The sequence below is a fragment of the Mesorhizobium sp. M7A.F.Ca.ET.027.02.1.1 genome (assembly GCF_004022985.1).
Taxonomy (GTDB): domain Bacteria; phylum Pseudomonadota; class Alphaproteobacteria; order Rhizobiales; family Rhizobiaceae; genus Mesorhizobium.
The window spans coordinates 1-9451 of record NZ_RZOL01000243.1; the positions used below are offsets into that span (position 1 = coordinate 1).

11 protein-coding genes are annotated in these 9451 nt (G+C 64.1%); 7 read left to right on the top strand and 4 right to left on the bottom strand.

Annotated features, from left to right (window positions below):
* The 4 genes from EN749_RS23330 to EN749_RS23345 form a co-directional block, all read right to left on the bottom strand.
* A partial coding sequence (locus EN749_RS23330; RefSeq protein WP_245491480.1) for a 2Fe-2S iron-sulfur cluster-binding protein occupies window positions 1–1499 on the bottom strand: 1499 nt, incomplete at its 3' end.
* The gene (locus EN749_RS23335) at window positions 1496–1792 is read right to left on the bottom strand and encodes a sarcosine oxidase subunit delta (RefSeq protein WP_023770558.1); all 297 of its coding nucleotides are present in this window, start codon (window positions 1790–1792) and stop codon (window positions 1496–1498) included. The genes EN749_RS23335 and EN749_RS23330, both read right to left, overlap by 4 nt.
* Before the next feature lie 11 nt (window positions 1793–1803).
* A complete protein-coding gene (locus tag EN749_RS23340) occupies window positions 1804–2244 on the bottom strand; it encodes a hypothetical protein (protein WP_127270055.1) in 441 nt (146 codons plus the stop codon).
* On the bottom strand, window positions 2244–3497 hold the full coding sequence (locus EN749_RS23345) for a sarcosine oxidase subunit beta (RefSeq protein ID WP_127321970.1): 1254 nt from the start codon (window positions 3495–3497) through the stop codon (window positions 2244–2246). Before EN749_RS23345 ends, EN749_RS23340 begins: the two co-directional genes overlap by 1 nt.
* A gap of 260 nt (window positions 3498–3757) precedes the next feature.
* On the opposite strand from EN749_RS23345, the gene EN749_RS23350 reads away from it, so the two are divergent.
* The 7 genes from EN749_RS23350 to EN749_RS23380 all read left to right on the top strand — a co-directional run bounded on the left by EN749_RS23350 (window position 3758) and on the right by EN749_RS23380 (window position 9371).
* Complete coding sequence (locus tag EN749_RS23350; RefSeq protein ID WP_128364059.1) at window positions 3758–4516, top strand: SDR family oxidoreductase; 759 nt, start codon at window positions 3758–3760, stop codon at window positions 4514–4516.
* Window positions 4517–4624: 108 nt separating this feature from the next.
* Window positions 4625–5011, top strand: coding sequence for an SET domain-containing protein-lysine N-methyltransferase (locus EN749_RS23355; protein WP_127395264.1), 387 nt, complete (start codon window positions 4625–4627; stop codon window positions 5009–5011).
* Between the two features lie 201 nt (window positions 5012–5212).
* Complete coding sequence (rpsU, locus tag EN749_RS23360; protein ID WP_023810129.1) at window positions 5213–5491, top strand: 30S ribosomal protein S21; 279 nt, start codon at window positions 5213–5215, stop codon at window positions 5489–5491.
* A gap of 138 nt (window positions 5492–5629) precedes the next feature.
* Window positions 5630–6472, top strand: coding sequence for a tetratricopeptide repeat protein (locus EN749_RS23365; RefSeq protein WP_128364060.1), 843 nt, complete (start codon window positions 5630–5632; stop codon window positions 6470–6472).
* A 202-nt stretch (window positions 6473–6674) separates the two neighbouring features.
* On the top strand, window positions 6675–7151 hold the full coding sequence (locus EN749_RS23370) for a DUF992 domain-containing protein (RefSeq protein WP_127290636.1): 477 nt from the start codon (window positions 6675–6677) through the stop codon (window positions 7149–7151).
* A gap of 92 nt (window positions 7152–7243) precedes the next feature.
* Window positions 7244–7723, top strand: a complete 480-nt coding sequence (locus EN749_RS23375) for a DUF992 domain-containing protein (RefSeq protein ID WP_023810132.1) — start codon at window positions 7244–7246, stop codon at window positions 7721–7723.
* Between the two features lie 211 nt (window positions 7724–7934).
* Window positions 7935–9371: an MFS transporter gene (locus tag EN749_RS23380; RefSeq protein WP_128364061.1), complete on the top strand. Its 1437-nt coding sequence runs from the start codon at window positions 7935–7937 to the stop codon at window positions 9369–9371.
* The last annotated feature ends 80 nt before the right edge of the window (window positions 9372–9451 follow it).

Below are 9451 nucleotides of genomic sequence, written 5' to 3' on the forward strand. Positions count from 1 at the left end.
GACAGGATCCGCGCTGGCGGTAAGCTCAGGGTGTCGTCGATGACCGTGCAGCCGAAGAATGGCGGCGGCGAACGCACCATCGCGGTCGATGCGATCCTGATGTCGGCCGGCTGGACGCCGTCGGTGCCGTTGCAGGCGCCCACCGAGACGCAGTCCTGCGCATAGGTGCCCGGCACGAAGCGCTTGGTCTCGTCGTTGAAGGCGACCTTTCCGCGCGACTGCGAGAACAGATGCACCGACGGCGTCCAGCCGGCCGACATCAGGATCGCATCGACCGCGATGGTGCGTTCGCCGCCGCCATTCTTCGGCTGCACGGTCATCGACGACACCCTGAGCTTACCGCCAGCGCGGATCACCGCGCGGCCGAAATTGATCTCGATGCCGAGCGCCCTCGCCTCATCGATCACCGGTCCGGTCGGATTGTCGCGCAGATCGACGATCGCCGCCACATTGACGCCGGCCTTCTTCAGGTCGATCGCCGCCGCGTAAGCAGAATCATTGGCGGTGTAGACGCCGACATTCCTGCCGACCGCGACGCCATAGTGGTTGAGATAGGTGCGCGCGGCACCCGCCAGCATGATGCCCGGCCGGTCATTGTCGGCAAACACCATGTGGCGCTCGATCGCGCCCGAGGCCAGCACCACGCGCTTGGCCCGGACCTGCCACAGCCGCTCGCGCGCCAGATCGTGGCCGGGGGTCCTCAGATGCTCGCTGACACGCTCGACCAGCCCCACAAAATTCTGCGCATAGTAGCCGAACGCCGTCGTTCGCGACAGCACGCGGACATTGTCCATTGCGGCGAGCTTCGCCACGGCAGCTTGCGCCCAGGCAAAACCGTCCTGGCCGTCGATTTTCGCGCCGCTCTCGAAACGCAGGCTGCCGCCGAACTCGGCCTGCTCGTCGGCGAGGATGACGCGCACGCCGGTCTCGGCCGACGCAAGCGCTGCCGCGATGCCTGCCGCACCGCCGCCCAGCACCAGCACGTCGCAATGCGCATAGCGCGATGAATAATGGTCGGGATCCGGCTGGTCCGGGGAAACGCCAAGACCGGCCGCGGCGCGTATCTTTGGCTCGTAGAGCCTCTTCCACGCCGCTTTCGGCCACATGAAGGTCTTGTAGTAGAAGCCGGCCGAAAGCAGCGGTGAGGCGATATCGCTGACCGCACCGAGGTCGAAGGACAGTGACGGCCAGCGGTTCTGCGACTGCGCATCAAGCCCGTCATAGAGCTCCTGCACGGTCGCCCGCACGTTCGGCGTCTTGCGTGCCGCGTCGCGCCTGATTTCGACCAGGGCGTTCGGCTCCTCGGCGCCCGCCGACAGGATGCCGCGCGGACGGTGGTACTTGAACGAACGGCCGACGAGATGGACGCCATTGGCGAGCAGCGCCGAGGCCAGCGTGTCGCCCTCGATGCCGGCATAGGACCGGCCATCGAAGCTGAACCGCGCGGTCTTGGCTTGGCTGAAGCGGCCAGCGCCGGGAATGCGGAACGCGCCGCTCATTTGGCAACTCCCGGGAGCTTCGACGGCTTCGGCTCGCCGGCCTTGTAGGTCATGACGAATTTGTCGGTGACGGTGTCGCGTACGGCATTGAAGAAGCGCGCACAGCCATGCATGTGCCGCCAGCGCTCATAAATGATGCCCTTGGGGTTGGAGCGGATGAAGAAGAACTTTTCAAAATCGTCGTCGCTCTCGCCGGCCATATTGGCCGAGCGCGCGATGTGCGCCTCGCCGGCGTTGCGGAACTCGAGTTCCGGACGCTCTTCCTCGCAATAGGGGCAGCGGATGAGAAGCATTTGGTTCGTTCCTACAATTCGCCGTGGCCGACGCGGGCGCCCGCCGGTTGATCGCAAAGCTTCTGTCCCAGGGTCGCGAACGGTGCGACGAGCCGGATGCGCTCTTCCACGCTTGCAGCGGGACGAAACAGATCGCGGGACGCCATGTTGCCGAGGGTGAGCTGCATCGGATCGGTTGTGACGATGACTTGACGCGGCTGGAATGTCTCGTCTTCTTCGAGCCCTTCGGGTCGTCCCTCGAAGAACATCACCACCCTCTGGCCGCCGCTCCAGACGCAGGCCAACGTGCCGTCATCGACCGAAAACGGCCAGCCGGCTTCGTTGCCGGCACGGCTGATCGGCTGCGTGCGCACTTCATCCGGCGAGGGAAAATGGAACATGCCCCGTTCTCCCGCCAGCACTTGCTCCCCCGCCAGCATCAGCGGCATCGCGACAGCCATCTCAGCCATCATCAGTGCGCCACCGCCGCCGCCGCCGCCTCGTCGATGAGCCGTCCGGTGCGGAAGCGTTCGATGGTGAAGGGCGCGTTGATCGGATGCGGATCGTCTTTGGCGATGGTGTGGGCAAAGACATGGCCCGAACCCGGCGTTGCCTTGAAGCCGCCCGTGCCCCAACCGCAATTGACATAGAGGCCCGGCACCGGCGTCTTGGCCAGGATCGGCGAGCGGTCGGGCGTGACGTCGACAATGCCGCCCCACGAGCGCAGCATCTTCATGCGCGTGAAGATCGGGAACATCTCGCAGATGGCGTCGAGCGTATGTTGCAATATGTGCAAGCCGCCGGTCTGCGAATAGGAGACATACTGGTCGGTGCCGGCGCCGATCACCAGCTCGCCCTTGTCGGACTGCGAGATATAGGCGTGCACCGTGTTCGACATCACCACGCAGGGCACCACCGGCTTGACCGGTTCCGACACCAGCGCCTGCAGCGGATAACTTTCCAGCGGCATGCGCACGCCTGCCATGTTCATGATGACGGAGGAATGGCCGGCGGCAACGACGCCGACCTTCTTGGCGCCGATGAAGCCGCGCGTCGTGTCGACGCCCATCACCGCGCCATTGGCCGCCCGCTTGACCCCGGTGACCTCGCAATTCTGGATGATGTGGACGCCGCGCGCCGAGGCGCCGCGCGCATAGCCCCAGGCAACGGCATCATGACGGGCCGTGCCGCCGCGCCGCTGCAGCGACGCACCGACCACCGGATAGCGCGCATCCTTGGAGGTGTTGAGCGGTGGGCAGAATTCCTTCGCCTGCTCCGGCGTCAGCCATTCATTGTCGATGCCGTTCAGCCGGTTGGCGTGCACGTGGCGCTTCAGCACCTGGACGTCGTGCACATTGTGGGCGAGCATCATGACGCCGCGCGCCGAATACATGACGTTGTAGTTGAGTTCCTGGCTCAAGCCATCCCACAGCTTCAGCGCATGGTCGTAGATGCCGGCGCTCTCGTCATAGAGATAGTTGGAACGGATGATGGTGGTGTTGCGGCCGGTGTTGCCGCCGCCGAGCCAGCCCTTTTCCAGCACCGCGACATTGGTGATGCCGTGCACGGTGGCGAGGTAATAGGCGGTGGCCAGGCCATGGCCGCCGGCGCCGACGATGATGACGTCGTATTCTTTCCTGGGCTCAGGCGAGGACCACTGTTCCTCCCAGCCCTTGTGACCGCGCATGGCTTCACGGGCGATGGCGAATACCGAATATTTCTTCAACGTCCCAACCTCGCCCCAAAAAGGCTTCGCGAATGGCGGCCGGCGTTCATTCGGTCCCGGCGCGCGAGGTGTATCACTAGCGAAACAGCGCTTCCACCCTTGCGCTGTTTGCGACGGCGCTTGCCGTTTTGCGCCGTGGCGGAAAAGACGCATCCGGCGCTTCCACACATTGGCAGGTATCGGGTGGCTCGTGCTTGCCCCATCTGCGACCAAGCATCTCGGATCGCCGCTAAAGCCGACGCGAAGAAAAGGATGCAAAAATGTTCGCACTCGCCAACAAGATCGCCATCGTCACCGGCGCCAGTTCCGGCATCGGCCGGGCCTCGGCAAAACTCTTTGCCGAGGAAGGCGCCAAGGTCATCGTCGCCGCCCGCCGCCAGGCCGAGCTCGATGCGCTTGTCGCCGAGATAGAAGACAATGAGGGCGCGGCCATCGCGCTTGCCGGCGATGTCAGGGACGAAGCCTATGCAAAGGCCCTTGTCGATCTGGCGGTCGAAAAGTTCGGTGGGCTCGACATCGCCTTCAACAATGCCGGCGCCGTCGGCCGGATGGGACCGATTTCGGACTTGCCGCTGGAAGGCTGGCGCGAGACGCTCGACACCAATCTCACCAGCGCGTTTCTCGGCGCCAAATACCAGGTGCCGGCAATGATCGAGCGTGGCGGTGGTTCGCTGATCTTCACTTCCACCTTCGTCGGCCACACAGTCGGCATGCCGGGCATGACAAGCTATTCCGCGAGCAAGGCCGGCCTGATCGGACTGACACAGGTGCTTGCCGCCGAATACGGCCCGAAAGGCGTGCGGGTCAACGCGCTGCTGCCCGGCGGCACAGACACGCCGGCGGCAACCTTCAAGACCCCGGAATCAAGAGCCTTCGTCGAAGGCCTGCATGCTTTGAAGCGTATCGCGATGCCGGAGGAGATTGCCCGTTCCGCGCTCTATCTCGCCTCCGACGCCTCGAGCTTCACCACCGGAGCGGCTCTGTTTGCCGATGGCGGCGTGTCGATCAATCGGACGTGAAGATTCCAGCGGCGGGATGCATGTTCATAGCCGCCAGGCAAACGGCCGCTCTTGATTTTTCGCCGCGATTTGGCGATTCCGTTCCTGTCTAAAAGCGGGTCTGGAACCATGATGCTGATCAGAACCTATGTGACTGCGAGCGCGATCGAAGGCGTCGGCGTGTTCGCCGCGGAGCCGATCGGGAAAGGCGCTTCGATCTGGCGGCTCGATCCGGATTTCGACCGGCTGATCCCCATGGACAAATACGAGACGGCACCCCCGCATCTCAGGGAACTGCTCGACCGCTATGCCTATCCGAGCCCGGACCGGCCGGGTTTCATGGTCTATGAAGTCGACAATGGCCGCTTCATGAACCATTCCAGCAATCCGAATACGGATTTTTCGCAATATGGCGGAGCCACGGCGACCCGCGACATCGCCGTGGGCGAGGAGATCACCTGCGATTACGGCGAGTTCTTCGAGGATTTCGAGCTGCTGCACCTCGCGACGGCCTAGTCGGCTCCTTATCTCATGGGCAAGTGGCACACTTGTCCCAGGGCAAACAGACGGCGGCTGGCCCCGCAAATTCATTTCCACTGTGGACAGCGCGGCATGATTCTGCTATCAGCCGCCCCAATTCGTGGTGTAAACCGCCGCGGAGGCTAGTGGCTATGGCTGCTTGCCTGTTGATATCAAACCCGAAAGACAGGATTGCCCGTGCAGGTACTCGTCCGCGACAATAACGTTGATCAGGCGCTTCGCGCTCTCAAGAAGAAGATGCAGCGCGAAGGCATTTTCCGCGAAATGAAGATGCGCGGTCACTACGAAAAGCCGTCCGAGAAGCGCGCCCGTGAAAAGGCTGAAGCCGTCCGCCGCGCCCGCAAGCTGGCCCGCAAGCGCGCCCAGCGCGAAGGCCTGCTGCCGATGACGCCGCGCCCGGTCGCTGCTGGCGCCGCCGGCGGTGCAGGTGGCGCTCCGCGTCCGCCGCGGTTCTAACGCCAATTTTTCGTCCTTTTCGAAGGATATCAGAGGTGGCGCGATGTAGAATCGCCGCCACCTTTTTGTTTTGATGTGACCGGTCCGGAGGGGGAGCCGGACCTGAACGACGCGGCTTGAAGTGAGGACAGGGCAGACATGAACGCAACAAGCGTGGAGCGCGGGACCGCATTGCGTGGTTTCGCCCTGACAGCGGCCCTGCTCTCCGGACTGGCGCTTGCCGGCTGCCAAACGGCGGGCCCGACCGGTGAATTCAACAACATCGACAAGGCGCAAGGGTCGAGCGAGAACATTTCCTCGCTGTCGGCGGTCATCCAGCGCAATCCCCAGGATCCCGAAGGCTACAATGTGCGCGGCTCGGCCTATGGCCGTGGCGGTCAGTACCAGGCGGCGCTCAAGGATTTCAATCAAGCCATCCAGCTCAACCCGAATTTCTTCCAGGCCTATTCGAACCGCGCGCTCATCCAGCGCTTCCTCGGCAATCAGGAAGCCGCGCTGGCGGACTACAACCGTTCGATCCAGATCAACGGCAACTACGACGCCGCCTATATCGGCCGCGGCAATCTCTACCGCAAGGCGGGTCGCACCCAGGACGCCTTCAACGACTTCCAGAAGGCAATCCAGCTCGATACGACCGACGCGCGCGCCTACCACAATCGAGGCCTGATCTATCAGAGCCAGGGCCAGCACAAATTCGCCATCGAGGACTTCTCGACCGCCATCTCGCTGGCGCCGGACGCCGCCGAGCCCTACAACGGCCGCGGCCTCTCCTATCTGGCGACCAAGGACGAGGACAACGCCTTTTCCGATTTCAACATGGCGATCAAGCTCGACGGCAGGAATGCCGAGGCCTGGTCCAACCAGGCGCTGATCTATGAGCGGCGCGGCGACAAGGCGAAGGCCGCGAAATCCTATAAGGAAGCCGTTCGCCTCGACCCTACCTACCAGCCGGCCAAGGATGGCCTCGCCCGCGTCAGCTGATCTCGGTTTCGGCTTCCCATACAAATCCGCGTGACATCCAAGTGCCGCGGAATCCTTTGCGTGTCCTAAAGGACGCACTTCGCAACCGGGCATTAACCCCGGCAGGAGGCTTTCGGCCCCTGCCTTGATCGCGCCAAGTTTTCAGCGGAACGGTCTACCCACCCAAGCCGTTGTTGAAAGTATTTTGCGAAAGGACCCTCCCATGATCAAGAAACTCGCCTGCGCCGCTGCCCTCGCCACGACGATGTTCGCGGTGGCTCCGGCCAGCGCCGGCAAGCTGCAACTCGGCACGCTCGATTGCACCATCGACGGCGGCACCGCTTATATCGTCGCTTCCAACAAGGGCGTGTCCTGTGTCTTCCGGCCTCATCATCACGGGCCGTCCGAGATTTACACAGGCGTCATCTCCAAGATCGGCCTCGATGTCGGCCAGACGCATCAGGGCCAGCTCGTCTGGGCCGTGCTGGCCGCGACCCGGGATCGTGACGGAGGCGATCTCGCCGGCAGCTACTACGGTGTCAACGCCGAGGCGAGCGTGGTGACCGGCGGCGGCGCCAATCTGCTGGTTGGCGGCCTGGACAGCGCCGTCATGCTGGAGCCGCTCAGCGTCCAGGCGCAGACCGGCGTCAACCTTGCCGTGGCTGTGACCTCTCTCCAGCTGATCCACTCATTCAAGTGATTGCATGGAGCCGTGCGCTCCATGACCCCTCACCCCGCGGCGCGGAACCAGATAGGATGGTTTCGCGCCGTTTGATTTGGGGGGGAACCATCATGCTGAAGACAGCCATAGCTGCCGCCATGTTCACCACGCTATCCGGAGCGGTGCAGGCGCAGGACCGAGGCATGGAAGTCGGTACGCTTGACTGCGCCATAGGCGGCGGCACCGGCTTCATCTTCGGCTCAAGCAAGGACCTGAGCTGCACCTTCAACCCCGCCGACAAAAGCTTCGCGCCGGAAGCCTATTTCGGCGCCGTCAACAAATACGGCCTCGACATCGGCACGACGAAGCAGACGGTCATGCAGTGGATCGTGCTGACGCCGCTGAAGAACATCTATGCGCCGGGTGCGCTGGCCGGCGACTATATCGGCGCCAGCGCGGAGGTGACGGCCGCCGTCGGCGCCGGCGCCAATCTGCTGGTCGGCGGCTCCTCTCAGGCCTTCACCTTGCAGCCGCTCAGCTTGCAGACGCAGACCGGCATGAACCTCGCGATCGGCGTCAGCCAATTCCAGCTGCGCAGCACCGAGAATTGATCGCGCAACGAAGCCCGCCAACCGAAGGGGCATCCGCGCGAACGGCCCTCAAAAAAACGCTTGAGCTCAACCCCGGTTGAGGTTTTACAAGCCTGCCCCGAGCGCAACAACGCCTCGATCCAGCGCTGTCGATTCGCATGGTCCTGCCGGAAACCCGTACTGGCTTCTGGCGTCCTGCGCTGGCGTCGAGATATGCAAGACGGGGGTGGAAATGACCGAGATCAGCACGAACAGGGTCGACTGGCGCGTATTGTGGGCAAGCGGCGACCTGGCGCGCTTCTGCTTCATCAGCCTCGGCATTCTGCTGCACGCCACCAACGAAACGATGGTGGCAACGGTTATGCCGGCCATGGTCGGCGAACTGGCGGGCGTACAGCTCGTCGGCTGGTCGCTGGCGATCTACGAACTCGGCGCCATCGTTGCCGGCGCGGCCGCCGGACGACTGGTGAGTTATGTCCCCTTGCGCACCAACATGGTGGTCGCCGCGCTGCTCTACGCAACAGGCGCGCTGATATGCGCCACCTCGCCTTCCATGCAGCTGTTCCTCGCCGGCCGCCTGATCGAAGGACTTGGCGGCGGTGCGCTGGTGTCGCTGGCCTTCGTCTCGGTCGAACGACTGTTCTCGCGCGCCATCTGGCCGCAGCTTTTCGGCATCATGTCGGCGATCTGGGGCGTCGCCGCCTTCAGCGGACCATTGCTAGGCGCGATCATGACCGAGCTTTTGTCATGGCGCTGGGCCTTCGGCATCTTCACACTCGGCGGCGCCGCCATGGCGCTGGCAAGCTTCCTCGTGCTCGACACGCCGCAGGCGACGAAACCCAAGACGAGCACGGGCAAGGCACCGCCCTTCCCGTTCGCGGCCCTTGGCTGCCTTGCCGTCGCCGTGGTGCTGATCGCCTCGGCCGGCGTCGACATCGCCTTGCTGCGCTCTTCGCTGCTGATGGCCCTCGGCCTCATCGGCCTGGTGCTGTTCTTCACCATCGACGCGCTGAAGCCGCGTTCGCGGCTGTTCCCGGCGCGGCTGTTCTCATGGCGCACGCCGGTCGGCGCCGGCATGACCATGGTTGCCGCCTTTTCGGTGGCGACCTGTTCCTTCGGCGTCTACGGACCGCTGTTGCTGACCAGCCTTCACGACATTCCGCTGCTGACCACCGGCTACATCATCGCCGCCGAATCGATAGCCTGGTCGATCCTCTCGATCCTGGTCGCCAACGCGCCGCCGCAGCGCGAGCGGCTGATCATCGTCGGCGGCGCAGTGATGATCGCGGCCGGCATCGCCGGCTTTGCGTATGCGATACCCCTGGGCTCCATCCCGCTGATCCTGATATGTGCCCTGTTGCAGGGCGGCGGCTTCGGCATCGCCTGGCCGTTCCTGACGCGCGTCATCGTCGCCTCCGCCCCGGAGGGCGAGCAGACCATCGCCTCGGCGGCGGTGCCGACCATGCAGCGCATCGGCTATGCCGTGGGCGCCGCACTCGCCGGCATCGTCGCCAACGCCAGCGGCTTTTCGCAAGGCCTGAACCACGACGCGGCGGCGAATGTCGCGTCGTGGTTGTTCCTTGCCTTCGTGCCGCTCGGCATTGTCGGCTGCCTCGCGGCTTTGCGGGTTTCCAGACCGCTTGGCCAGCCACGGGAAGCTATCGGCTAAAACCTGGCCTGCTCATTCGGCCTCGCGCAGGCGGTAGCCGACGCCGGTCTCGGTGGTGATGTAGCGCGGCTGGTCGGGGC